This window comes from Acinetobacter sp. WCHAc060042 (assembly GCF_003231195.1).
In the GTDB taxonomy this organism is placed as follows: domain Bacteria; phylum Pseudomonadota; class Gammaproteobacteria; order Pseudomonadales; family Moraxellaceae; genus Acinetobacter.
On record NZ_QKVN01000002.1, the window covers coordinates 68,699 to 93,745 of the forward strand.

The window sequence follows — 25,047 nt, forward strand, 5'->3', positions numbered from 1 at the left end:
ATCGAGGGTGCTTTTTGTATGAGGGCTTAAACTTTTTTGGCTTTAAATTTAAATATAAGCATAACTGCAAAACCAAAGAGTAGTCCCCAAAAGGCAGAGCCAATACCAAAGAACTGTACCCCAGATGCGCTGAATAAGAAGGTCATGAGCGCAGCTTCACGGTCTGATACCGCTTCAAATGCAATCGCGATGTTATGACTAATCGTGCCAAACAAAGCAATACCAGCCAAGGCTGTAATAAAAATCGCAGGGAAAGACAGCAAAAGACTGGTCAGGGTGGCTGCGAATAGTCCCATTAAGATGTAGAAGAAACCGCAGCTCATGCCCGCAATATAACGTTTCGATGGATCAGGGTGAACTTGTTCATCTAAACTGACGGCAGCACTAATTGCTGCGGTATTGACACTATAACAGCCAAAGGGTGCGAGTAAGGCTTGAGCGGTACCCGTCCAACCAATCAGTTGATTGACGTGGGGGTTATAGCCATAGCTTTTAATCATGGCAATACCCGGTAAGTATTGCGATGCCATATTGATCACAAATAAAGGCAGCGCTAAACCTAAAATAGCAGACATACTAAATTCAGGCGTCATCCAAACAGGTTGCGCTAGGCTCCATGTGATTTGAGGAGTATGGAAGTCTAAGAACAACGGGCAGAGTAACAAGCCTGCAATCACTGTAATGACAATGCAGTAACGTGGAGTAAGTCGCTTAGAAACAATATAAGCCGCCAGCATGGATAAAATAAAACCCCAATGGTCTTGCATACTAGCGAACAATGAAATACCAAACTTCAATAACACACCAGCTAGCATGGCACTGGTTAGGCTTTGCGGGATATACGTCAGAACTTTTTCAAAGATACCGAAAAAGCCCAAAATGGCAGTAACTAAACCACAGACCAAAAATGCGCCAATCGCTTCATGCAAACTATAACCACTGCCTGTCGCAATAATTAAGGCCAGTGCTGCCGTAGACCATGAGGTCGATACAGGATATTTAAGTTTCCAAGATAAAAGCAGCCCACTTAAACCAATACCCAGACCTAAAGCCCAGAACCATGAGTTGATTTGTGCGGTATTTGCACCTAAGACTTGGGCGGATTGAATGACCAAGACTGAAGACACACTAATGCCAATGAGGAAGGTAATAAAACCTGCGAATACTGCTGGAACAGAGAAATCTTGAAATAATTTTTGCATGAAGATCAAAACATAATTTGAATGAGTGAAAATTACTATTGTTCAAGGATCATACGCTGGTTCTTGAAAAAGAAAACAGCACATGATGGATTTTTTGTCGAAAATAATGAGATTATTCACGAAAATTATAGTGTGGAAAGTGCCAGTTTTAAGCCGAAGCCACAAAACAGCAGACCGACGGTCGCCACTGCAACGGCGGCAACTTTAAACTGTTGGTTGAAATAGCTCGCCAGCTTAATACCTGAAAAAATCAGGATACTGAGATAAGCCATACTGATGATTTGTAGAATAATGGAAAGTAAGGCAAAGCTTAGTGCTGGGTAGGCATAATTTGGGTCGACAAACTGCACAAAAAAAGACAGATAAAACAAAATGGCTTTTGGGTTTAAAAGGCTAATGGTCAGCGCTGAGCGAAAAGGATACAAGGTTTGTAAAGTGCTCTGATCTGTACTTGCTGCAAGCTGTTGTGGGCTAGAGCTCCAGGTTTTGACTCCTGCAATCAAGAGTTTTATACCTAAATATGACAGATAGAGTGCACCTACAATTTTTAATAAAATAAACAGCCAAGGAAAAGCATGTAAAAGAGATGTTGCACCCAGCACGGTACATAGAATGAGGATCAAATCGCCTGTGAAAACACCTAGTGCACCCCAGTACCCCGTCTTAATACCAAATCGTGAGGCGATAGACATCACATAAAGAGAATTTGGGCCTGGCAAAATCACAATTAGAATTGTACCGATGATATAAGTACCGATGTCGATAATACCAAACACAACGTATTCTCAATAAAAAAGCCGATGTTGCATGATAACAAAATCGGCTTTTAAAAGAAGAAAAATCAAGTTAAGCTGAAATTTCTTCATCTAAACCAAAAGACTGACGTAACAGTGTGTTCAGTTGTTGACGAGCTTTAATAAATCCATCAATCCCCCCTTGTAGCAGTTGCGTTGCCATGAGGTCATGTTCAATTTGATCTCTAAACTCAGTTTCACCGAGTGCGTTAAGTGCAGTTGTCGCTGGCGCAATATCACTTGTTGACAGTTGTGCTTTGACTTCACGCGTGTCTTGTTCAAGTGCAGCCAATAAATTAGGTGCAACAGTCAGCAGGTCACAGCCAGCTAGTCCCAACACTTGGTCAATACTACGGAAGCTTGCCCCCATAATTTCTGTTTTGACCCCATGTGCTTTATAAAACTGGTAAATTTGCTTCACAGAGAGTACGCCAGGGTCTTTTTCAACGGGATAGCTGTCCACGCCTTCGGCCTTTTTGTACCAATCTAAAATACGTCCAACAAAAGGTGAGATTAAAGTGACATTCGCTTCCGCACAAGCATGTGCTTGATGCACACCAAACAAAAGCGTTAAGTTGGTATGGATGCCTTCAGCTTCCAGCACTTTCGCTGCTTGAATGCCTGCCCATGTCGAAGCAATTTTAATTAAAATACGATCTTGATCTACGCCGTAGTTTTTATATAGCGCCAGCAGCTCTTTGGCTTTTTTGATGGTGGCATTGGTATCATAAGACAGCGCTGCATCTACTTCTGTGGAAACACGACCTTCGATCAACTTGAGAATTTCAACACCAAATTTGACGGTAAGAATGTCAATCGTACGTTCAATAAGTAAGTCATCTTCAAAGCCTTCCGCTTTGGCTTGAGCGAAAGCGTCTTCAATCAACTCTTTATTTTCAGGTTGACTTGCAGCTGCTGTAATTAGAGAAGGATTGGTGGTTGCATCGAGCGGGCGAAATTGGTTAATCGCCGCTAAATCGCTACTGTCGGCAACAATGGTGGTTAAGCTTTTTAATTGGTTTAATGCGGTTTGTGTCATTGATCGTTCGTTCTTAAAGTTATTACCCGTAAAATATTTATAACACAAACTGCTTTTAACCCAAGTAGATTCGGACGTTTTAACAGCAGTAATTATACTTTTTTACGCTGATTTCGGATGTGTTGGATTAAAAAACGTGCAGCCGCACCCAATTCACTTTCACGACTCCAGACCAAGTCCACAAAATATTCAAACTTGGGGGTGAAATCCATCAGATCTAATATTTTGAGCTGCTTTTTGAGCTGAGGGCTTTCATTTAACATTTCTAAGGGTAAAACACCCCAGCCAAAGTTTTGCATGATTAAGGCGCAAGCCGAGTGATGGTTGTCTGTCCGCCAATACTGTTTGGAATAGAGCAATTCTGGCTTAATGCTTTTATCGCGACTGGCAACCACGATTTGACGGCTGTGTTGAATTTGTTCAAAACTGACTTGTGAAAATTTCGCCAGAGTAAAGTCCTTATTGGCAACGGGAACTAAAGTTTCGAGTTTTAATTCTACAAACTGTTCGCTGCTTTCCAGTTGTTCACGTTCAAACATCAGTGCTAGTTGTGCTGTACCATTGAGTAACATTTTCTGAGCATCTTCTTGAGGTGCAGAAAAAATATTGATTTGTAGACTGGGAAATTCGGCTTCTAATATTGCGATGTAGTCGATCCATTGCATATGTAGAAGCTCAGATACCACTACAATGTTGAGCGAGGACTCCAAACCGTGGCTTAGGGCATATGCATGCTGTTTCCATTGATTCATTTCAGTCAGTAGTTGCTCGGTCTTTTCGTACAAGGTCATGGCTTGTGCTGTTGCTGTAGGCTCACGTCCTTCGCGTAAGAAGAGCTGTAGGTTTAAGTCTATTTCCAAGTTAGCAATTGACATACTCACGGCCGATGGTACTTTCCCTAACTTGCGTGCAGCAGCTGAAAATGAGCCTGACTCAATCACAGTTTTAAAAATAATCAGTTGCTCTTGATTGATATTCATAATTTTTTATCTTTCAATTTTATTGAAAGAATCTAACTCGATTAATCAGTATTATAAAAATAAAATAGCCAACATCCAATCATGAAAGAGTAATTAAAAATGTTGATTTCCAAAAGAAGGATTATTCAAGCGCTCAGCTATGAAATCATCCTATTGGTGATCATTGCTGTTGCCTTAAGTTTCATATTCCATATGCCTTTAGAAGTCACAGGTGTACTCGGTATTGCCATGGCTGTCACTTCGGTCATATGGAATATGGTGTTTAACCATTTTTTTGAAAAGTTTGAAGCGAAAAGAAAGCTAAAAAGAACCATCGGTGTGCGTGTTCTTCACGCGATTGGTTTTGAAGGTGGTTTGATGCTTGCAACTATCCCAATGGTCGCATATGCAATGCAAATGAGTATTTGGCAAGCCATCGTACTCGACTTCAGTTTAACCATGTGTATTTTGGTTTATACCTTTATCTTCCAGTGGTGTTATGACATGCTGGAAGCTAAATTGGGTATTCAACCTGAAGCACAATATTCAAATTAAAAATAAGCCACGCAATGTCGTGGCTTTTTTAATGTGCAGCGATTCTTATGTGAATTTTCTAACATTGAAAATATAAGGGATCATCAAGGCGAAAAGAACCGTGAGGGCATAGTGTAAGCTATTCACTACAGCGCTAATATACGGATGAGCAAAGCCTTTTAGATAGACCATGGTTGCGCCTTTCTTTGTACTGGAATCTGTGTATGGGATTTCATCACTGATCAAAAACCAGCTTAAGCAGAAAAAGAGCAACATAAAAATAAAAAACAATAAGCCTAACGGGCTAAACATTGAACGTTGCTGTGTATTCAGTTTTGCGTAGTGTAGTTTAATGTGCTGGATTTGTTGTCTGTTGAGCTGTACGCGAAAATAATTGATAAAAATAACGACAATACATATGAAAGTACATATAGCAAAAAAGTCATTGAGAAATTTATGTGGACTGGATAAGTTGGATGCGATGGTATTTGGAAACACACCTTGAAAGTGAACATCAAAACTGACCATAAGGAGTGCTAGTCCTAAGGGAATGAGGTAAAAATAATAATAGCGAATGGGTGTATTGAGATAAGCCAACAATGAGGATGAATTTCGCATAGTTTTGTATTTGGTTATTTTATTTTTTATCTATAGAGCAAATTGATGGTTTTGACCAGTTAAAAAGCACCTCAAAAGAGGTGCTTTATCATGGCGAAGGCGAGATTATTTTTCAATAATCGCTGTTACACCTTGACCACCTGCAGCACAAATTGAAACCAGTACGCGACCTGAACCTTTTTGGTTAATCAACTTCGCAGCAGTAGCAATGATACGACCACCCGTAGCAGCAAATGGGTGACCTGCTGCAAGTGAAGAACCTTTTACGTTGAGTTTAGTGCGGTCAATTGAACCGAGTGGAGCATCTAAACCTAAACGGTCTTTACAGAATTTTGGATCTTCCCAAGCTTTCAAAGTAGAAAGTACTTGCGATGCAAATGCTTCATGAATTTCGTAGTAGTCGAAGTCTTGAAGTGTAATGCCAGCACGCTCAAGCATACGTGGAACTGCATAAGCAGGCGCCATCAATAAGCCTTCTTTTTTCTCAACGAAATCAACAGCAGCTGTTTCTTGGAATGTTAAGTAAGCAAGTACTTCGTGACCGTTTGCTTTGGCCCATTCTTCTGACGCTAAAAGCACACAAGATGCACCATCCGTAAGTGGGGTTGAGTTACCCGCAGTCATGGTACGCGCATCGCCTTTACCAAAAGCTGGTTTGAGCTTAGCAAGTTTTTCAACAGTAGAGTCAGCACGTAAGTTGTTGTCACGCTCTAAACCTAAGAATGGTGTGATTAGGTCATCGAAGAAACCTTCTTCGTAAGCCGCAGCCATTTTTTGGTGTGAAGATGCAGCAAGTTCGTCTTGTGCTTCACGTGCAATACCCCATTCAAGTGCAGTAATAGCTTGGTGATCACCCATAGAAAGACCCGTGCGTGGCTCACCATTTTTTGGCGCATCCATCAAGTCTTTTAGATTGATTTTAGTCAAAGCTTTTAAACGGTCTTTACCTGTTTTTGCAATGTTGAGTTCAAGCAATGCTTTACGTAAACCATCACCAAACGCAATTGGTGCATCAGAAGTCGTATCTACACCACCAGCAACACCCACTTCAATTTGGCCCAGTGCGATTTTGTTGGCAACTAAGAAAGCTGCTTGTAAGCCAGTGCCACATGCTTGCTGAATATCGTAAGCAGGTGTTTCTGGTGCAAGTGCAGTGTTTAGTACACATTCACGGGTCATGTTAAAGTCACGGCTGTGCTTAAGTACCGCACCAGCAACCACTTCACCAAGGCGTTGACCTTGAAGGTTAAAACGTTCAACAAGACCGTTTAGCGCTGCTGTGAACATATCTGTATTCGAAGCGGTGAAATATGCGCCATTTGAGCGAGCGAAAGGAATACGGTTACCACCGATAATAGCCACGCGGCGAACAGTGTTTTGACTCATGGTTTGATCCTGTTGAACAGCAGTTTGAGTTTTTGGTTTTGAAGCATTTGTAGAAGAAGCGGGGCTTTTACTACGAGTTGACGCAGCACGAGTGCGAGTCGGCTTAGTCGTATTATTTACTGATTGGGTTGTTGTGCCAGTACTTTTAGTTCTACGAGATGTACTTTTTGATGTATTTGACACAGTTTCCGTAGCAGAATTTTCCACTGCTGGATTTTCTTGAGTTGTTTTGCTCATAAGGCTTTTCCAAGCATGTTAATCTATTCTTAGGGTGTACATTAGCATATTATAAAAATGGCTGAATTGACTAGAATGACATTGCAACAGGCTTTCAGGTCAAGACATATCATCTATAACTCAAGTATGATTCTATAGAAACCGATGGAACTATTGAAATATAAGACTCTAGACATCACTTTGAAGTTAAAAGGATATCTTTGAATCCATCAACAATTAATTTGTATGAGAGATAAAAACATGACTGATCAATACCAAACTTTTGCAAAATCTCCAATTGGTAAATTTGTCATTAAAAATTTGGGTTTACCTGCACCAACTTTTTTAGACCGTTTTGAGTCAGCAACGCCTGTGATTAAAGGTGCTGTTTTACTGGGTGCAGCAGCAAACAGTTCATTATCTGGTGCAATTGCGCAAGTGTTGGCAAATGTTCACGCCAATAGCTATGCAGGTAACAATGCACAGTTACAGCAAGCTGCGGCTCAAGTGGGCTTAAACTTAAGTGCATTTAATGCAGGCGACAAAGAGTCTAAATTCAAAGTTGTTATTTTTGATGCATCTGGCATTGAGTCATCAGAACAACTCAATGAGTTATATAACTTCTTTAACCCTATCGCACGTCAAGTGGCTGCTTCTGGTCGTGTGATTGTGGTAGGCACTACCCCTGAAACTGCGGGTAGCGTGAAAAAAGCGATTGCACAACGCGCGCTTGAAGGTTTTGTGAAGTCTGTCGGTAAAGAGTTTAAAAAGGGGATTGCAGCACATTTGATTTATGTGGATGCAGGTGCAGAAGAAAATCTTGAATCAACTTTACGTTTTACAGCATCTCCACGTTCTGCTTATGTTTCTGGTCAAGTGATTCGCGTTTCTAAAGCGGCTGTTGTAGATGTAGATTGGGCTAAACCACTGGCAGGTAAAACGGCTGTAGTAACAGGTGCGAGCCGTGGTATTGGTGAAGCGATTGCACATGTCTTGGCACGTGATGGTGCGCATGTGATTTGTTTAGATGTACCACAGCAACAAGCAGATCTTGACCGTGTTGCAGGTGTGATTGGTGGTTCAACACTGGCAATTGATATCACAGCAAACGATGCTGGTGAGAAAATTAAAGCTGCAGCAGCTGCTCAAGGTGGTTTAGATATTATCGTGCATAACGCAGGTATTACCCGCGACAAAACTTTGGCGAATATGAAGCCTGAGCTTTGGGACTTGGTGATTAACATTAACTTGTCTGCGATTGAACGTGTAAATGATTATTTACTTGCGAATGACGGTTTAAATGCCAATGGTCGTATTGTTTGTGTATCATCTATTTCAGGTATTGCAGGTAACCTAGGTCAAACTAACTATGCTGTGTCGAAAGCAGGTGTCATTGGTGTGGTTAAATTTACTGCTCCAACTTTGACGAATGGTATTACCATCAATGCGGTTGCACCAGGTTTCATTGAAACCCAAATGACTGCTGCAATTCCATTTGCAATCCGTGAAGCGGGTCGCCGTATGAACTCGATGAGCCAAGGTGGTTTACCTGTAGATGTTGCTGAAACCATTGCTCTATTTGCAGCGACAGCATCGACTGGTTTAAACGGCAACGTGGTACGCGTTTGTGGTCAAAGCTTGTTGGGTGCTTAATTTAAAAGCTTGAATTTATCTCTCCTTTAGAGGGGGAGATAAACTCTTTATATTATAAATGGGATGGCATTTTCCCTCATCCCAACCTTCTCCCTGAGGGAGAAGGAGCTTTCAAAAAAATATTGCAATAAAAACTTCTCAAAGGTTCAGTATGAAGACTCGCCATTTTAGTCAACTTCCAAAACCATATATGGCTTATCCGAAAGTCATTCAAGGTTTGATCTTTAAAAAGCCAAAAGGTGAAAAAGTCTTACCGCAGGTTGAGTATGTGGTAGATTCTTTTAATGTCGATCAAAAGCATTTGAAAGCCTATAACGAAGTATGTGGCTTTAAGAATAATGGTTATATTCCTGCGATTTATTTGGCTGTATTATCGCAAAGCTTACAAATGCACATGATGGGGCAAGAGCCGTTTCCATTTCCAGTGTTAGGTTTGGTGCATATTCGCAATCAAGTCAAACAAATGCGTAAAGTTGGCGTCAATGAAACCCTCACTTTATCATGTAAATATGGCGCGCTTGAGCCACATGATAAAGGTGTTCAGTTTGATTTTATTACCACGGTGAAAGTTGGTAATGAAGTCGTGGTTGAAGCTTTAACCACGTATTTAGCACGTCAAAAGACCGATGGTAAAACAGCACCAAAATTAGTCGAAGCAACGGCTTCAGATTATCAGCCGAATGCAGTCTGGGAAGTCTCTGAAAATACAGGCCGTCGTTATGCAATGACTTCGGGCGACTTTAACCTGATCCACATTCATGCGGTGACAGCAAAAGCCTTTGGTTTTAAACAGGCCATTGCGCACGGCATGTGGAGTAAGGCACGAGCGTTGGCTTCGATCACATTGCCTGATGCTTATGAAGCAGATGTTTGGTTTAAACTGCCGATGTATTTGCCGTCAACAGTCGATTTTATGACTGCGACAAAAGGGGCAAATACTGCTTTCTTAATTCGAAATAGTAAGAATCAAAAACCGCATGTGACGGGACAGATCAAAGCACTATAATTTTAAAAAGCCCAGTTTAGATTACACTGGGCTTTTTTATGTCAGCTTCAAAATACATGGATGTGTAAATGAAAAGTTTAAAACAATATTTACAAGCGAATCCGAACCATTACCAAGGCTACGTTGACCCACGTTTTCAAAGTGTTGCCCATCTCTTTAGCCGCTTACAAGATGCTCGTTCAGCATATGGCGGTGCGGCCTGTGTTTTATATTTTCAGGGTGAAAAGGTTGTTGATATCTATATGGGTTTGGCAGCGGTAGATTCTCCTTGGCAGGTCAATACGATGTCGGTGTGTTATTCGACAGGCAAAGGCGTACTTGCAACCTTGGCGCATATTTTAGTCAGTCAAGGTGTGCTGAGTTACGATCAACCGATTGCGGATTATTGGCCTGAATTTGCCCAAAATGGCAAAGGGAAGATGACGCTAAGACATGTGTTGAGTCATCAAAGCGGATTATTTGATATCCGTAATAACATTGCCGATGCGACAGAAATGTTGAACTGGGCATATATGTTAGACGTATTTGAAAAGGCGCAACCACGCTTTGCAATTGGTGAAGATGCTGCCTATCAACCTTTATCCTTCGGTTGGCTAGTCGGTGGTGCTTTGGAAAAAGCAACGGGGAAACCTTTAACTGAGCTTTTTCAAACCTATTTAGTTGAGCCGCTAGAGCTAGATGGAGTCTACTTTGGCGCACCCAGTGCTGAATTAAAACGTATCGCACGCCCTATTACTCGTCCTGTACCTATCCAAGCAAATCAAACAAGTCCCACGAAGGTGCGTAAAGTTTCAGTGCTTGATAAAGCGATACAGTGGTCAGGGCAAGATCCACAAGACTTTCAGGATGGCATGATTCCCAAAGGCATGAAAAAGGTCAGCTTTTATCATGATGATGCGATTCAGGCGATCATTCCGGCGGCAAATGGTGTCTTTACCGCCAATAGTTTAGCCAAAGTGTATGCGACGCTATCTCAAAAAGGGATTTGGAAAGGTCAGCAGTTGATTCGTCCCGATGTGTTTTCTGAATTGAGTCGAGTGCAATATAGCTATCGAGATCGCGTGATGCCGATACCGATGCATTGGCGCTTGGGATATCACCGTATATTAACCCTAGGCAAAACCGCAGAGCAGGGTTTTGGTCATATGGGCTTTAATGGTTCAGGAGCTTGGGGCGATAGTGAGCGAGGTTTAAGTTTTGCTTATACACATAACTTTGCTACAGCTTCTTTAACTGGGGATTATCGACTTTGGGCTTTGAGCCAAGAAAGTTTACGTTGTGCGGACGCAGTCTTAAAAGGTAAAAAAGGCTGGTTTTGACAGGTCTGAGATTTAGTCATCGTCTAAAATATGTTATGTTCGTCGCGGTTTAGGTTTTGAAGATTTGTGACATGAAGGCTCCCATTCTTATTCCTCTGATGGCTACAGGACTATTGTGGGGTTGTTCCGAGGCGAATCAAACGCAACATGATCAGTCTAAACTCCAAGTGGCAGAACAAAAGCAGATTATTCCTGCGTGGGTTGGGGGTTATCAGGGCACAACGCCGTGTATGGGATGTTTGTCCCGTTGTGAAGACTGTCCGGGTATGGCAGTTGCACTTGAGCTGCATGAAAACATGACCTACACCCTAAAACGAGAAAGTTTGAGTGGCCATAACGAAGTCAAAACTTTGACTGGACTACTTCGTTTTAATGCTCAAGATCAGCACAAGATAGAGTTGGTGAACGTGACCAAGCGAAACTTACTTTATGTCGATTTAGAGGATCGTGTTTTAGAAATACGTGAAGATGTGACCGGTAAAAAATACCAAATGCAGAGTGATTTTATTCTGGTGAAGTCGGCTTAATTTTCTAAATAGCTGTATTTTACGAATTCATTTTAATATTTACCTCTTTTTTACTTTTGCAAAGCTCTCATTTTATTTCAAATCCATAATCTAAATGTATAAATAGCTTGAGATAGAGAGTGGGATAAAAATGGAGCGAATGGTTTTTGAATTATTGATCTAAATCAGGTTTATAGCTTAGAAATGCGAGAACGGGGTGAAGTAATTCATTCACTCTTTGGCAAAAAAACAGTATGCTTAGACCTATAAAAAGGAGCATACATGTATCAAGTACTTGCACGGAAATATCGTCCTCGCAATTTTAATGAGCTAGTGGGTCAAAACCACGTTTCTCGGGCACTAACCAGTGCTTTAGAGCGCGGACGTTTGCACCATGCTTATTTATTTACAGGAACGCGTGGGGTCGGAAAAACCACCATTGCCCGTATTTTGGCGAAGTGCTTGAACTGTGAAACAGGTGTGACTTCAACACCGTGCGAAGTTTGCCCAACCTGTACTGCTGTGAATGAAGGCCGTTTTATTGATTTGATTGAAATTGATGCGGCATCACGGACTAAAGTTGAAGATACGCGTGAGCTTTTAGATAATGTGCCTTATGCACCGACGCAAGGTCGTTTTAAGGTCTATTTGATTGATGAAGTACATATGCTATCTACGCATTCTTTTAATGCTTTACTCAAAACATTGGAAGAACCGCCTGAACATGTGAAATTTCTTTTTGCAACGACAGATCCACAAAAGCTCCCAATTACCGTGATTTCACGTTGTTTGCAATTCACTCTACGCCCGTTGGCTGTAGATGAAATTACCGAGCATCTGGGTAATATTTTAAATAAAGAAAGCATTCCCGCCGAGCAGGATGCGATTTGGCAAATTGCGGAATCTGCCCAAGGCTCATTACGTGATGCACTTTCTTTGACAGACCAAGCGATTGCCTATGGTCAGGGCTCTATCCAGCACCAAGATGTCAAAGAGATGTTAGGTTTAATCGACCGTACCATTATTTATGATTTGATCCTTGCGATACATCAAAACCAGAAACAACGGGTGAGTGAGTTGCTGATGCAATTCCGCCAGCAAGCACTGGATGTATCTTTAGTTTTGGATCAGTTGATTTCGACTTTACATGAATTGGCATTATTACAATATTTACCAGAACTAAGCCTCAAATATAGCGCTGAAATTAATAAAAAAATCATGCAATTGTCTCAGCAGATTGCTGCGCAAGACTTACAACTTTATTACCAAATTGCATGTAAAGGACGTGCTGAATTACAGCTAGCTGTCACGCAAGAACAAGGCTTTGAAATGTCGGTGCTGCGCATGTTGGCGTTCCGTCCATTACAACCGAATGAAGTGCTGGTAGCTCAGGCCAATAGCGCTGTAGCTGAATCTGTACAACAAACGGTAATACCGACTTCTGCTCCAGCAACGGCTTTGCAACAAGATGCTCAAAGCCTAGATATTGACGCGGCATTTGAAGATACTGCGATAAATGAGGATGCAGAGACTGACTTTAATTCTGAACTTGATGATGTGAATCTTTCAGAAAGCGCCGAAGAGAATAAACCATCAGTTGAAGTATCTCAGCAATCCGATCAAATCGTTTTCGATCCTTCCAGTGATGAAGTGTTGTTCGATTTGGATGAAGCGGATGAATTTAATGCGCAAAGCAATGACGATGAGCCAAATAGTGATGATTTCCTATTTGATGAAATTGTACCGTTAGAAACAGAAACTCAAAATGAAGTACCCGTTGAACCTGCTGTAGCAATAGTTGAGGTTGTACAAGCGGAATCTTTTGATTTAGAAAGTGAAGTGCTTTCAGTCGTGAATGTTGAGGACAGCCAAGCTGTAGAAAACGAAAATCAGCAAACTGTTACTGCTGTTGTAGAGCCTAGTCAACCTGAACAGGTTACATCTGCACCAACCGATTTAATGCCACAAGATATTTTGCAACTACAAGCACAGCAGTTAGTCGGTGAATGGACAGTGGAGAAGTGGGAGTATTGGTTTAGAAACAGCGATTTATCACCCGCGGTACAAGAATTGGCACAGCAAGGCTTAATGACGGGACAGATTGATGCAGAATCGGTGTTTATGATACCGCAACGCTATGAGCAACTCCTCACCCAATTACGCCATGTTTTGGAAGATGCACTCAAAGCTGAATGGCCACAGACGCGTTTTGATGTGAAATATGCAGAAGTTGAAACGATTACGCCTTACACCATGCAGGCGCAGCGCAAGCAAAAAGCATTTCAACGTGCGCATGAGTTACTGCAAAACGAAGATACGGTCAAAGGTCTTGTACAAACTTTTGATGGTGAATTACACAATATTCAGCTTAAGTAATGTCATGGCTTAAGTAGTGGCGCAAAGCACTCCGCATTTCAGAGGGAATCGGGGTGCTTTTTCGTGTTTCACGGTCTACAAAGACATGAACAAAATGTCCTTGAGCCGAAGCCGTTTCTTGACCAAATTTAAAAATGGCGAGTTCGTAAGTAAGTGAAGAGTTTCCTATTTTGGAAATAGTCACACCTACGTCAATAATCTCAGGGTAAGACAACTCATGTAAGAAACTACATGCTGAGTCGACCACTAAGCCAATAATAGGGGATTGGTGAATATCAAAATTTGCTTTTTCAATCAGTAAGGCATTTGCGGCAGTATCAAAATAGCTATAGTAAGTGACGTTGTTGACATGGCCATAGAGGTCATTGTCCGACCAACGTGTCTGAATCGGTAAAAAATAATGAAATTGATCACGTGTCTTTGCGGCTTGTCTCATCGACGTCATCCTTAAAATATGATTATAAATAGCCTAAGTTAATTATATGGGTTAGCTGTAAATGGCTTGATAAATCTCGCGTGCCTGTTGCCACTCTAGTTCTCTTGGGTTGTTTTGTAGTAGGCGTGTTTGCAACATGGCATCTGTTGCAAGTTGATCTAGACAGTGTTCAGGAACATTCAACGCCTTGAGTTTTAAGGTTAAACCGCTACGGTCTAAATGGTTTTGTATATGATCGACAAAGAGATCAGAAAGACCATCAGTACAACCTGTACTTTTTGGGTCGAGCCAGCAGATCAACTCTGCATAATGGTGCTTGGCTTGCGGAAGATTAAACTTTAAAACCTCTGTCAGCACTAAGGCATTGCTATGTCCATGTGAAATGTGAAAATGTCCACCCAGTGGATAAGCAAGTGCATGTACAGCACCTACTGGGGCATTGGCAAAAGCTTGTCCTGCCAACATTGAACCGACCAACATGTTTTGTCGGGCTTCTAAATTTCGACCATCTTCTAGCACCAAACTGAGGTTTTGATTCAGCAGCTTTAAAGCCTGTTTCGCTAACATGTCTGCATAAGGATTTTTCTTGATTTTAGAGGTATAAGCTTCAATGGCATGTACCATCGCATCAATGCCTGTCGCTGCACTAATATGACGCGGCAGCTTTTCAGTAAAAGTCGCATCCAAAATCGCTACATCGGCAAAAAGAACAGGTGCGACGATTCCAGTCTTTGTCGTTTCACCTGTGGTAATAATTGAAATCGGGGTAACTTCAGAACCTGTCCCTGCCGTGGTAGGGACTAAAATTAACGGCAGTCGAGGTGTTTGGGCATTATTTACCCCATAAAGATCAGCTAACTGTTGCTGCTGTGCAGGATGGCTGAGTATGGCAATAATTTTTGCAACGTCCATCGAGCTGCCACCACCAAAGCCTAAAACGATATCTACCCTTTGCTGTTTGGCAAAATTAACCGCATTTAAAACAATTTGTTCACCCGGATCTGCTTCAACCTCACTGTATATACTGTAAGTGAGAGAGAGATCCTCTAAAATTTCTAAGATGGGAAAATGCAGTTGATGTTGTAGCATGCCTGCATCTGTAACCAATAACAGATGTTGATAAGGGCGTGCTGTTAAAAGTTCTCTAAGCTGTTGAATGCTGCCTAAGCCTGAAATAATATTCGGCACAGTTTGAAATTGAAATGAGTTCATACAGCATCCTTTTTTATATCTTATTCAACAATAATGTTTTGTACTTCTATAGGATTCATCCTCTAAATAACTTAACATAAGATACTTGAAAATAAAGCTGTTTCGAGGTGGTTATGTCATTCACAACGCCCTATAAGGTGTTATGTGTCTGTTTAGGAAATATTTGTCGTTCTCCCACGGCAGAAGTGGTTCTCAGACATTTTTGTGATGCGCATCAACTTAATATTGAAATCGACTCAGCAGGGACGAGTAACTATCATCCGAATAAGGCACCTGACTTACGCAGCCAAGAACATGCTTTGAAACGTGGTTATGATTTGTCTGGTTTACGTGCACGACAGTTACAGACCCGTGATTTTGTCCATTTTGATTTAATTTTAGCGATGGACCACAATAATTTTGATGAGATTCAGATGCTGTATCAAACAGCATCACGTGAATTTGGTACGGGGCAACTACGTGCTAAAGTCGCTCTCATGTCTGAGCATGATACGCAATATCCACAGCAAGCCTTACCTGATCCTTACTATGGCGGATCTGATGGTTTTGAGCGTGTATTGGATCAATGTGAATCAAGTAGCCAAGCATGGGTTCACATTTTTAAACAACAAATTGAAAGTTATTAAGGTTAGCGCATGCAAATCGAAACACAAAAACAGCTTAAACCTTTTAATACTTTAAGTTTACATGCAGTTGCATCGCATTATGTTCAAATTCATAGTGCAGATGAATTGGTTGAAGCCCTAGATTATGCGCAGCAACAAGCGCTGAATGTCATGATTTTATCAGGTGGAAGTAATATGCTTCTGCCTGCACAAATTGATGCTTTGGTTGTGCATATGAATATTCTAGGTATAGAGAATCTGTCTGAAGATGCGAATACCCAAACCATAAGAGTTGGTGCAGGGCAAGTTTGGCATGACTTTGTACTTTGGACGACAGAACAGCGTTTATTTGGTTTACAGAATTTAGCCTTGATCCCAGGCTTAGTCGGTGCATCCCCAGTACAAAATATCGGTGCTTATGGTGTCGAAGCAGGTGAGTTCATTGAAAGTGTGCAGGTCTATGACAGACAACTGAAACAATTTAGTGATATTCCTGCTGAAGATTGTGCATTTAGTTATCGCCATAGTATTTTTAAGGATGATCCAAATCGCTATGTGATTACTCATGTCACATTTAAACTCTTGAAACACGAAGACTTAAAAATTAGTTATGGTGATTTAAAACAGGCTGTAGGGGATAACTTAACTGCATTAAATTTGCAGCAACAAGTGATTCAGATTCGCCAAAGTAAATTACCCGATCCTAAAGAGTTTCCAAATGTAGGGAGTTTTTTCAAAAACCCAATTATGAGTCAGCAGGCGTATGACGATTTAGCCCAACAATTTGACAAATTGCCACATTATCCACAGTCAAATGGTGATGTTAAAATTGCCGCTGGTTGGTTAATCGACCAGTCGGGGTGGAAAGGCAAGCAACTTGGGGCGGTGGGCATGTTTCATAAGCAGGCGTTGGTCTTGGTGAACTATGCCAATGCAAATTTAGACGATGTACAGAGCACATACCGAGCGGTACAACGGGATGTGTATAATAAATTTAAAGTTTTACTAGAGCCTGAGCCAGTTTTGTTTAATTCGCTCGGTTTAATTCAATCTCATCAGGATCATTAAAAGTATGAGTAAAACCCATAAAATGGTACGTTTAGTGCAAATCGCTTCGGTGTTATTTGCGCTTTTCGGCTGTTTAATGATTTTTATTTATACGCCTTTTTATTCTAAGCTCATTGTTGCTGCGCTTAATACTTTTGTTCCTGTCGATGTTAACGAAGTGGCCGCACAGAGCCAAAAGATGGCAGCATTGAGTGAGCAAGAAAGCTTAGAACCGGGTTCTGATTTGTGGATAGCACGTCAAGCTTATTTACAGCTCATGGAAGAACAGATTAAAGAGCATAATTCACAAAACTTAACCACCATTCAGGCGCGCTACAAAGCCTTACAAGAGTTGATTATTGCTGAGCAAAAAGAGGAACAGGAAAAAGAACAGAAGCCTCAAATTCCTTTGGTGGTTGAGACTGCAAGTTCAGAAGTAGACCCGACAGAGAATGTAAAAGAACTATTAGAACTCAACAGTAAAGAAAATAAAGCGTTAATGGAGCATTATCTAGCGTTCTTAAAAACGCATAAGGTTGAACAACTCGAAGAACAGCCCGTTGATGAGCAAATTTATCAAGATATTGCACAAATCCATGCACAAAATGAAGAGAAAAAAGCAGCTTTAAATATGCCGAATGCCATCGTTGTTCTAGGAGGCGGGTTAACTTTAGATAAGAATGGTAAGGATATCGTCGTGAATGAATATACCCGTTTGCGACTTGAAACCACATTACAAGTTGAACAGCAGTTTAAGCTGCCTATTGTACTGAGTGGGGTAGAAGCACCGTATATGCAAAAATGGTTAAAGGCACGAGGAGTCGATGCAAAACTGTTGGAAGATCGTAGTATGAATACCTGCGAAAATTCACGTTTTAGTTCCTTGTTACTACAGAAAAAAGGTGGCGCACCTAGAGTGATTCTAATTACAGATCAATACCATATGCCACGTACCCGTCGTCTATTTGCCTTAAATGGTATAGAAACCCAGCCGATAGAAGCACCTATGCCGACCCAATTAACACGTTGGCGACCAAGTCAACAAAACTATGATCATAGTCGCCGTGCCAATTATGAAATGCTTGCAACTGTGCGTGATGTACTTGTCGGCTCAAGTGACTGTAGGGAGATTCCATAATGCCTGAACTTCCTTTTTTAAATCCTTCAGTACTCAAACAACTTGAGCTTCCTGTCCCAAGTCGTGAGACCACACCACAACTTTTAGAACCACTCAATTTAAACCAGTCTTATGAAGCGTCTGTTGAAATTATTTCATACCGTAGGCTCTATGGTTTAGACACTTTGGACTGTGAGCAGTGGCAAGGTTATGTACAAATGCCTTTGTTTAAATTGCATGTACAGGTCTTTGCGCCCAAAATCCAGAAGATCAAGGGAACCGTATGTTTATTGCACGGTTACTTAGAACACAGTGGTATTTACCAACCCATCATTAAAGAGCTGCTTGAGCAAGGGTTTAGCGTACTGACTTATGATTTGCCTGGGCATGGTCTGAGTGATGGATCGCCTGCAAATATCCAAAACTTTGACCATTATCAAGATGTGCTTCATGCTGTAGTGCGTTATGTAAAGCATGCTGATCAGTTACCACAGCCGTGGTTAGGCATCGGGCAGAGTACGGGTGGTGCAATTTTAATGCATCATTTACTCGAATTTGCCGAACGCCGTGAAAACCCTTATGTACAGCGTGTTCTGTTGCTTTCACCATTGATTCGTCCTGCGAAATCGGCTTGGTGGCATAATTCAGTTGGATTAGGCATTATTCGTCGGATAAAGCGCCAAGTACCGCGTCATTTTAGACGCAATAATCATAATCCTGAATTTTTGCGCTTTGTCCGTTTAAAAGATCCCTTGCAACCGCGTATGATGGGTATGGATTGGATTTTGGCGATGTCAAAGTGGATGCTGGAAATGGAACAACGTCCAGCCTGTCGTATTCCTGTGTGGTTGGCTCAAGGCGCTCTGGATCAGACGGTAGATTGGCGGTATAACATCGAGTTCATTCGAGAGAAGTTTCGTTTACAGACCTTGCTAATGCTAGAGGAAGGTTCGCACCAATTGATCAATGAACGTGCTGACATTCGTGCTGCATTAACAGGTTTAATCCCTGCTTTTTTACATGCGCAGGGTTCATCTAGTGGATATTACTAATAGTCTGTGATTTTGCTTATCGAGAATAAAAAGGAGGCTCTATCAGCCTCCTTTTTATTTAGAAGTGTTCTAATTGGGACATGTTCCACATACGGAAATAAAAATTTTCCTCGTCTTTATTTTCACAAGACAGCAGTTCACCTTCCTTTAACCAAAAGTGGAGTTGCGCATAGTTTCGAATTTCTCGGTCATTAATGCGCTGTGCTAAATGGCGGGCTTTAATTTCTGCTGGATGTTTTAAACCTGCTGAGGCAATCATTTCTGAAAGGGCTTTCAATGTATTGTCATGAAAATGTAGAACCCTTTCGGCTTTGGTGGGAACGTGTAGTGCTTTTTGACGTTCTTTATCTTGAGTTGCAACACCTACAGGACACTGGTTGGTATGACAACTTTGTGCTTGAATACAGCCTACAGCAAACATGAAGCCTCGTGCAGAATTCACCCAGTCCGCACCGATTGCCATAATGCTTGCAATATCGAAGGCGCTGACCAATTTACCACTGGCACCGATTTTGATTTGATCACGTAAACCTGCACCAACCAGCGTATTGTGTACAAAAAGCAAGCCCTCACGTAGCGGTACACCCATATTGTCAATGAGCTCAATCGGTGCGGCACCAGTACCACCTTCGGAACCATCAACGACGATAAAATCGGGAATAATTTGGGTGTGTAGCATGGCTTTGACAATACTCATAAATTGCCAAGGCTGACCAATACACAGTTTAAAACCGATAGGTTTTCCTTCAGATAATTCACGCAGTTGTTGAATAAAATGCATCATTTCAATCGGTGTTTTAAAAGCCGAGTGACTTGAAGGAGAAACACAGTCATGGTCACGGCTGACACCTCGTATTTGAGCAATTTCTTCAGAAATTTTATCTTTAGGTAGAATACCTCCATGTCCAGGTTTAGCACCTTGAGATAGTTTGATTTCAATCATTTTAACCTGAGGGCGTTTAGCTTGAATGGCAAATTTTTCTGGGTCAAACTGGCCCTCTAAAGTACGGCAGCCAAAATAGCCACTACCGAGTTCCCAGACAATATCACCACCATATTCTAGATGGTAAGGGCTTAAGCTGCCTTCACCTGTATCGTGGTAAAAACCACCCATTTGTGCGCCTTTGTTTAAAGCACGAATGGCATTGGCACTCAAGCTGCCAAAACTCATGGCAGAAATATTAAAAATAGATGCACTATAAGGCTGAGAGCATTGCGCATTGCCTACTAATATACGGAAGGTTTTTGGGTCGGCAGGTTTGCATGGACTTAATGAATGCGTCATGAAACGATAGTTGTCTGCATAGACATTGACAATAGAACCAAAAGGCTTATCTGCATTTTGGTTTTTTGAGCGTTGATAAACTAGACTGCGTTGCATTCTTGAAAATGGCAGTGCATCTTGATCCGCTTCAATGAAATACTGGCGGATTTCAGGTCGAAAATCTTCAAAGATAAAACGAAAGTGTCCCATGATCGGGTAGTTCTTCAAAATAGAATGTCTGTTTTGCAAAACATCATGTAAACCGACAAAACTGAGTAAACCTGTAATGAGCCAAATACTGTTTAAGAAAGTGTTTGAGATAAAGTAATTGATGTAAATAGGGGTATGGCTATAATGAAAAAAGCTAATACTTAAAAAGATAAAAATACAAAGCAGCCAAATAGAATGTCTGGAAAAGAAAGTATTGAGTAATTTGTGACGTATGGATTGAGCAGGGCTAGACATATGGCTTGGCTTCCTTCCGTGTTGTTTTAGGACTAATGTGCCAAGTCTTTGTTTCATCTACAAGTAATAAATTGTTGTTCATTCTGTGAATAGATTTTGAATATGGCGAATGTTAAAAATGGAGGAATCAATTACACATAGATTAGTATCTTTCAGTTTTTAAAGTCGATAAAATGATTTTAATGAATGCGTATTCTTCAACAATAAAAATTGATAAATTACTTACTTCTAGGGATAGGTTGCTTCGAGTTAGCATCGGTATAGTGTTGTTAAAGAATGATAAAAAGGGGATGCTTCAGTGAAAAATACGGAAACAGTTTTGCCTGCACCTGTTTTAATTGTAGAAGATGAAGCGATGATTCGCTCTCGCCTAGACCTTATTCTCTCGGAATTAGGTTATAGCCATGACATGTTGATTTTTGCTAAGAATTTAGCGGAGGCAATGGCAATAATTGCATCGCAACCAATTTCTTTGGCATTGGTCGACTTGGGTTTACCAGATGGCAATGGTATTACGCTGATTGAAAAACTCAGAGACATTGACCAAAGTGCTTTAATTTTAGTGATTTCGGCTTGGAGTACACAACAAAGCCTATTTGCCTCGATTAAAGCAGGGGCGAATGGTTATGTACTGAAAGAGCGTGATGATGCTGAAGTACTTATGTCTATACGTAGCATTTTACGTGGTGGGGCTCCTATAGATCCATTCATTGCTCGTGAAATTCTGAATCAAATTTCAACATCAACTACACCCCAAACAGAACGTGTAGATCAGTTAGATGGTCAAGATTATGACGAATTGACGAATCGAGAAACTGAGATTCTAAACTTAGTTGCACAGGGCTTAAGTAATCGAGAAATTGCAGAGCAGTTATTTGTGTCTCGCTATACTGTTGAAAGTCATATTAAGCATATTTATCGAAAGCTTTCAGTTACCAAACGCACCAAGGCTGTGAGTACAGCACGTTCTTTAGGTCTTTTATGAAAAATGGCTGGCTGAGCCTTTTTTTCACACTATGTTTGTGTGCGTTTAGTCTTGCCAGTTATGCAGAAACCCGCTTCAGTGTTGGCTCCACTTGTAATGTGATTGTCGATAAAATTTCTGCAGTCAAAACAACATCTATTAATGAAGTGCCTAAAACGGGCTGGGTCGAAGTTAAAAATCCTGATGTATGGACCAAGCGTTGGCCATATTATGATGGTGGTGTTTGGTACCATTTTGCGTGGCATTGGAGCTGTAGCGATAGTCATGAGTTAAAAGAACCGATCGCTTTTTCAGTAGAAGGTATGAGTAGTGCGGGTGCTGTCTTTTTTAACCGTAATTTGATGTGGAAAGATAAACATTTAGTTGAACCTTTATCAAAAAGTTGGAATACTCCGCGTTTTTGGATTCTTCCTGTCGAAAGTTTAAAACAACAAAAGAATGATATTTGGGTGTATGTGGTTGGTAATAGCTATGAAAGCCCCGGTTTAGGAAATTTAGAATTTTCAGATATTACAAAAGCCTATGATAAGCAGCAAAGACGGCTTTGGAATAAAAGAGCACTATTTCAGGTTAATTTGGTGATTTCGACAACCTTAGGTTTAGTATGCTTTGTCATCTGGTTTTTTAGGCGCAATGAAACAACTTTTCTTTGGTTCTCTATTAGTTGTTTGTTTTGGGTGCTGTTTATTTGGAATGTGATCAATCGGGAAGTGTTTCCTTATCCAAATTCTTTATGGGTTATGAAAGCTAACCTAACTTATTTTGTTTTATACAGTGTTTGCTTTTCTATTTATTTGCTCCGTTTTGTTAAGGTGAAGTTTGCTGAGTTAGAAAAAACATTATTTTTGGTTGCAGCGGTTTGTATTGTTACGATTTTATTTATCCCGAGTCTGATGGTCAAAACCGTTTTTGCGATAATTTTTCTTCTGTGTATTGCCTTATTCTTAGCCTCTTTTTTATTTGTGGTTTATCGTGCGAATAAAACAAAGCGTCGTGATTACATTTTACTTGCTGTGTGTTTGAGTGTTGTTTGTATTGTAATGATGTATGACGTTTCACTATTATTTGATGAGCGTATCAATGATCATCAGCCATTATCCCCCTATACTTCACCGATTGTCACTTTCTTTATTGTGATCATTCTTGCAACTCGTTTAGATAAAAATATCAAAAAAATACAAAGATTTAATAATGAGCTAGAACAACGTGTGAACTTTGTCACCAGTAATTTATCTTCAAGCCTATACGCGCGACATCAATTAGAGCTTGAAAACGTTCGGCTACAAGAGCGCATTCACTTGTCACATGATCTACATGATGGTCTGGGTGCATCTTTGGTTCGTTCGATGATTTTGGTGGGGCAGAGTTCTAGTGCTATGTCGAATCAACAATTTCTTTCGATTCTTAAATTATTGCGTGATGATTTAAGGCAAATTATTGATAATGGTTCATCTACGAATAATAAAATTCCAGACAATCCAGTGCTGTGGATTGCACCTGTTCGGCACCGTTTTAGTCAAATTATGGATGAATTGGATATTCAAGCGACTTGGACGATACCAGCTACATGGGAGATACAGCCTACGGCTTTACAGTGTTTGACTTTGATTCGTGTACTTGAAGAAAGCTTGACAAATATTGTGAAGCATAGCCAAGCAAGTCATATTGAAGTCAAAATGTATTATCCAAGCACAACTCGATTGGTCTTAATTGTTCAAGATGATGGTGTTGGATTCGACGTAGAGTGTGTGCTGAATCATGGAATGAGTATTGGTATGCGAAGCATGAAGATGCGTTTAGAAAAAATTGGTGCTGAGTTGGAAATTGAGTCTAAAAAAGGCTGTACCAAAATCAAGGCTTGTTTAAGTTTTGGAGAAGGTGAAAGTGCTGAGTAAGAGGCTCAGCACTTGGTGTTATTAAACTTCTTCAGGAGGTAGAAGCATCAAAACAGACTCGTTCATAAGCATTGCAATATCTTCTAGAATATCGGCATCATATAAACTTTCATCAAGCAATAATGCCTCACCATCAGCTAAACTTTTAAGTAATGGTGCAAATTGGTCTGAAATACACAATCCTTCACCATTAGCCCAGAACAAGAACGCATTTTCGTCATACGTATAAAGTAGGCGAGATGCAGGCTCTAAAATGAGTTGGTAGCCTTGGTCTAAAATACCTTCCAAATCTCCCGTGCCAATTTCTTCAGCTTCAGGAATATTTTCAGGATATTTCGGCTCTGACATCAAGGTCATAATAGCATCTTCAAGCAGAGTTGAATTTTGTAACTGAGCTAGAATTTCTGCTTTTAAATAATCCAATTCGTTTTGTGTCAATTGACCGATCGGGCTTTGTTGGTCACGGACAATATCGAGCAAAGGATTACGCAGCAGGGCATTATCTGATAGTTTGTCACCTACACGGTCAACCATATCAGTGACGTTTGGCATACGGAAGCCAAAAGAGAAGGTCAGGCAGTCATCTTCAGCGACGCCATAATGAGCTAAACCTGGTGGTACATAAAGTAGGTCACCTGGGGCTAATACTTCATCGAAATGGGTGTCTATTTCAGGCAGTAATTTTAAAGGCTGGCCTGCAACAATCTCAGATTCAGCATCGCACATTTGACCCAACTGCCAACGACGATGACCATAGCCTTGCACCAAAAAGACATCATAAAAGTCAAAATGTTTTCCTACAGAACCACCCTTAGGTGCATAAGAGACCATGATGTCATCACGACGCCACTGTGGAATAAATGGAAATTTTTTCCATAGCGCTGCCAAATCAAAAGAGTAATGGTCGACGGCTTGAACCAACAAAGTCCAAAGCTTCGGCATCTTTTGAAAATCTGCTTTTAAGAGTGGAGAAGACTTTACCGACCATTGATTTGGATCGCGATCTTTTTGTTTGATGAGACGGGCTGTGACATTTTCATCCAAAGCCAGTTCCATTACATCACTTGGTTCTAAGAGATTGGCAATTTCAGGAATAGCATTACGCACCAATAAAGGCTTTTTTTGCCAATATTCGGTAAGGAATTGTTCGGCTGTAATACCGCCAAGAACATCAAGAGTTTGGGACATGAAAATAGCCTAAGCAAATTTAAAACAATATTGTGTATTGTCTTATGATCGAAGGCCTATGCGCAAGTATCGTTAGATTTATTTGAAAGTGATTCGCTGATTTAAATAACTAGCGCCTGCATCAGCCGTTAGGCTACTCACATTAAAATTTTTACAGAATAATATGTTTAAAA

At 40.8% G+C, this 25,047-nt stretch carries 22 protein-coding genes; 12 read left to right on the forward strand and 10 right to left on the reverse strand.

The window, feature by feature from the left end:
* Positions 1–26 precede the first annotated feature (26 nt).
* The 4 genes from DPG01_RS01340 to DPG01_RS01355 all read right to left on the reverse strand — a co-directional run bounded on the left by DPG01_RS01340 (position 27) and on the right by DPG01_RS01355 (position 4,015).
* Complete coding sequence (locus tag DPG01_RS01340; RefSeq protein ID WP_058869719.1) at positions 27–1,202, reverse strand: benzoate/H(+) symporter BenE family transporter; 1,176 nt, start codon at positions 1,200–1,202, stop codon at positions 27–29.
* A gap of 125 nt (positions 1,203–1,327) precedes the next feature.
* Positions 1,328–1,978: a leucine efflux protein LeuE gene (leuE, locus tag DPG01_RS01345; RefSeq protein WP_110973957.1), complete on the reverse strand. Its 651-nt coding sequence runs from the start codon at positions 1,976–1,978 to the stop codon at positions 1,328–1,330.
* 70 nt (positions 1,979–2,048) lie between these two features.
* Entirely contained in the window at positions 2,049–3,035 is a 987-nt protein-coding gene (gene tal, locus DPG01_RS01350; protein WP_110973958.1) for a transaldolase, read from the reverse strand.
* A 92-nt stretch (positions 3,036–3,127) separates the two neighbouring features.
* Complete coding sequence (locus tag DPG01_RS01355) at positions 3,128–4,015, reverse strand: LysR family transcriptional regulator (RefSeq protein ID WP_110973959.1); 888 nt, start codon at positions 4,013–4,015, stop codon at positions 3,128–3,130.
* 99 nt (positions 4,016–4,114) lie between these two features.
* Between DPG01_RS01355 and aceI the strand changes: the two genes are divergently transcribed.
* Complete coding sequence (aceI, locus tag DPG01_RS01360; protein ID WP_110973960.1) at positions 4,115–4,549, forward strand: chlorhexidine efflux PACE transporter AceI; 435 nt, start codon at positions 4,115–4,117, stop codon at positions 4,547–4,549.
* A gap of 45 nt (positions 4,550–4,594) precedes the next feature.
* Here the strand turns inward: aceI and DPG01_RS01365 are convergent, their stop codons facing one another.
* The gene (locus tag DPG01_RS01365) at positions 4,595–5,146 is read right to left on the reverse strand and encodes a hypothetical protein (RefSeq protein ID WP_110973961.1); all 552 of its coding nucleotides are present in this window, start codon (positions 5,144–5,146) and stop codon (positions 4,595–4,597) included.
* Between the two features lie 105 nt (positions 5,147–5,251).
* Positions 5,252–6,769 (reverse strand): acetyl-CoA C-acetyltransferase, encoded by a 1,518-nt coding sequence (locus tag DPG01_RS01370; protein ID WP_110973962.1) that lies wholly within the window; start codon positions 6,767–6,769, stop codon positions 5,252–5,254.
* Between the two features lie 240 nt (positions 6,770–7,009).
* Here DPG01_RS01370 and DPG01_RS01375 point away from each other — a divergent pair, with 240 nt between their 5' ends.
* From DPG01_RS01375 to dnaX, 5 genes are all read left to right on the forward strand, one after another.
* Positions 7,010–8,401 carry a 3-oxoacyl-ACP reductase gene (locus tag DPG01_RS01375; protein ID WP_110973963.1) on the forward strand — a complete coding sequence of 464 codons (1,392 nt, stop codon included), beginning with the start codon at positions 7,010–7,012 and terminating at the stop codon, positions 8,399–8,401.
* A gap of 151 nt (positions 8,402–8,552) precedes the next feature.
* Positions 8,553–9,407, forward strand: coding sequence for a MaoC family dehydratase (locus DPG01_RS01380; RefSeq protein WP_110973964.1), 855 nt, complete (start codon positions 8,553–8,555; stop codon positions 9,405–9,407).
* Positions 9,408–9,475: 68 nt separating this feature from the next.
* Positions 9,476–10,726, forward strand: a complete 1,251-nt coding sequence (locus tag DPG01_RS01385; protein WP_110973965.1) for a serine hydrolase domain-containing protein — start codon at positions 9,476–9,478, stop codon at positions 10,724–10,726.
* 71 nt (positions 10,727–10,797) lie between these two features.
* On the forward strand, positions 10,798–11,253 hold the full coding sequence (locus DPG01_RS01390) for a copper resistance protein NlpE N-terminal domain-containing protein (RefSeq protein ID WP_110973966.1): 456 nt from the start codon (positions 10,798–10,800) through the stop codon (positions 11,251–11,253).
* Between the two features lie 261 nt (positions 11,254–11,514).
* Complete coding sequence (dnaX, locus tag DPG01_RS01395; RefSeq protein WP_110973967.1) at positions 11,515–13,608, forward strand: DNA polymerase III subunit gamma/tau; 2,094 nt, start codon at positions 11,515–11,517, stop codon at positions 13,606–13,608.
* Here dnaX and DPG01_RS01400 read toward each other — a convergent pair.
* The gene (locus DPG01_RS01400; RefSeq protein ID WP_110973968.1) at positions 13,601–14,044 is read right to left on the reverse strand and encodes an acyl-CoA thioesterase; all 444 of its coding nucleotides are present in this window, start codon (positions 14,042–14,044) and stop codon (positions 13,601–13,603) included. The genes dnaX and DPG01_RS01400 overlap by 8 nt on opposite strands.
* A 51-nt stretch (positions 14,045–14,095) precedes the next feature.
* Entirely contained in the window at positions 14,096–15,256 is a 1,161-nt protein-coding gene (locus DPG01_RS01405; protein WP_110973969.1) for an iron-containing alcohol dehydrogenase, read from the reverse strand.
* 113 nt (positions 15,257–15,369) lie between these two features.
* On the opposite strand from DPG01_RS01405, the gene DPG01_RS01410 reads away from it, so the two are divergent.
* Genes DPG01_RS01410 through DPG01_RS01425 form a run of 4 tightly spaced genes read left to right on the forward strand, consistent with a single transcriptional unit; the run spans position 15,370 to position 19,077 of the window.
* On the forward strand, positions 15,370–15,882 hold the full coding sequence (locus DPG01_RS01410) for a low molecular weight protein-tyrosine-phosphatase (RefSeq protein WP_086210091.1): 513 nt from the start codon (positions 15,370–15,372) through the stop codon (positions 15,880–15,882).
* 9 nt (positions 15,883–15,891) lie between these two features.
* Positions 15,892–16,929: a UDP-N-acetylmuramate dehydrogenase gene (gene murB / locus DPG01_RS01415; RefSeq protein WP_110973970.1), complete on the forward strand. Its 1,038-nt coding sequence runs from the start codon at positions 15,892–15,894 to the stop codon at positions 16,927–16,929.
* A gap of 4 nt (positions 16,930–16,933) precedes the next feature.
* Positions 16,934–18,046 carry a YdcF family protein gene (locus tag DPG01_RS01420; RefSeq protein WP_110973971.1) on the forward strand — a complete coding sequence of 371 codons (1,113 nt, stop codon included), beginning with the start codon at positions 16,934–16,936 and terminating at the stop codon, positions 18,044–18,046.
* The gene (locus DPG01_RS01425; protein WP_086210088.1) at positions 18,046–19,077 is read left to right on the forward strand and encodes an alpha/beta hydrolase; all 1,032 of its coding nucleotides are present in this window, start codon (positions 18,046–18,048) and stop codon (positions 19,075–19,077) included. The genes DPG01_RS01420 and DPG01_RS01425 overlap by 1 nt, the downstream gene beginning before the upstream one ends.
* 58 nt (positions 19,078–19,135) lie before the next feature.
* On the opposite strand, the gene DPG01_RS01430 is transcribed toward DPG01_RS01425, so the two are convergent.
* Positions 19,136–20,806 (reverse strand): FMN-binding glutamate synthase family protein, encoded by a 1,671-nt coding sequence (locus tag DPG01_RS01430; protein ID WP_110973972.1) that lies wholly within the window; start codon positions 20,804–20,806, stop codon positions 19,136–19,138.
* Between the two features lie 298 nt (positions 20,807–21,104).
* Between DPG01_RS01430 and DPG01_RS01435 the strand changes: the two genes are divergently transcribed.
* Complete coding sequence (locus DPG01_RS01435; protein ID WP_086210086.1) at positions 21,105–21,791, forward strand: LuxR C-terminal-related transcriptional regulator; 687 nt, start codon at positions 21,105–21,107, stop codon at positions 21,789–21,791.
* A complete protein-coding gene (locus DPG01_RS01440; RefSeq protein WP_110973973.1) occupies positions 21,788–23,686 on the forward strand; it encodes a 7TM diverse intracellular signaling domain-containing protein in 1,899 nt (632 codons plus the stop codon). Before DPG01_RS01435 ends, DPG01_RS01440 begins: the two co-directional genes overlap by 4 nt.
* 21 nt (positions 23,687–23,707) lie before the next feature.
* On the opposite strand, the gene DPG01_RS01445 is transcribed toward DPG01_RS01440, so the two are convergent.
* Positions 23,708–24,874 (reverse strand): cupin domain-containing protein, encoded by a 1,167-nt coding sequence (locus tag DPG01_RS01445; protein WP_110973974.1) that lies wholly within the window; start codon positions 24,872–24,874, stop codon positions 23,708–23,710.
* Positions 24,875–25,047 lie beyond the last annotated feature (173 nt).